This window comes from Gracilibacillus pellucidus (assembly GCF_033949965.1).
GTDB lineage: Bacteria > Bacillota > Bacilli > Bacillales > Amphibacillaceae > Gracilibacillus > Gracilibacillus pellucidus.
In genome coordinates, this window is the sequence record NZ_JAWZSR010000031.1 from 1 (window position 1) to 612 (window position 612).

Below are 612 nucleotides of genomic sequence, written 5' to 3' on the forward strand. Positions count from 1 at the left end.
AAAGCAGCTAATCAGCGCAGAGATTATCTGCATAAACTAACTACGCATTTAGTTAAGCAATATGATGTAATTGCGATTGAAGATTTGAAAACCAAGAATCTTCAGAAAAATCAAAAGCAGCTAATCAGCGCAGAGATTATCTGCATAAACTAACTACGCATTTAGTTAAGCAATATGATGTAATTGCGATTGAAGATTTGAAAACCAAGAATCTTCAGAAAAATCATCATTTGGCTAAGTCAATTGCCAATGCTTCATGGCGAATGTTTAGACAAATGCTAGAATACAAATGCGAATGGTATGGCAAGAAACTAATTGCAGTTGATCCCAAGAACACTTCCAGAATTTGTTCAAAATGTGGCTATAACAGTGGCGCTAAGCCATTAGAGATTCGTGAATGGACCTGTTCTAAGTGTCAAACCAAGCATGATCGAGATATTAATGCGGCAGTTAATATCTTGCATAAAGGAAGTACAAAGCTAAATGGTCAGGGACTGGCCATGGTAACAAGCTGAGTTCCGTGAGTTAGGTATTTGACTAGTTCAATGTAAGATCCTAAACACTACTCAGTGTTCCCAGAAACCCGGCACTTCAGTGCCGGTRTAGTTCATT

At 38.0% G+C, this 612-nt stretch carries 1 protein-coding gene and 1 pseudogene; both read left to right on the top strand.

The genetic code is table 11. The features are described 5' to 3' along the window. The coding region (locus tag SH601_RS17580) for a transposase (RefSeq protein ID WP_319959630.1) at positions 1-153 on the top strand (153 nt) is incomplete at its 5' end. Further along, a pseudogene (locus tag SH601_RS17585) lies at positions 123-515 on the top strand (RNA-guided endonuclease InsQ/TnpB family protein); the annotation flags it as partial. The gene SH601_RS17580 and the pseudogene SH601_RS17585, both read left to right, overlap by 31 nt. Positions 516-612: the final 97 nt, after the last annotated feature.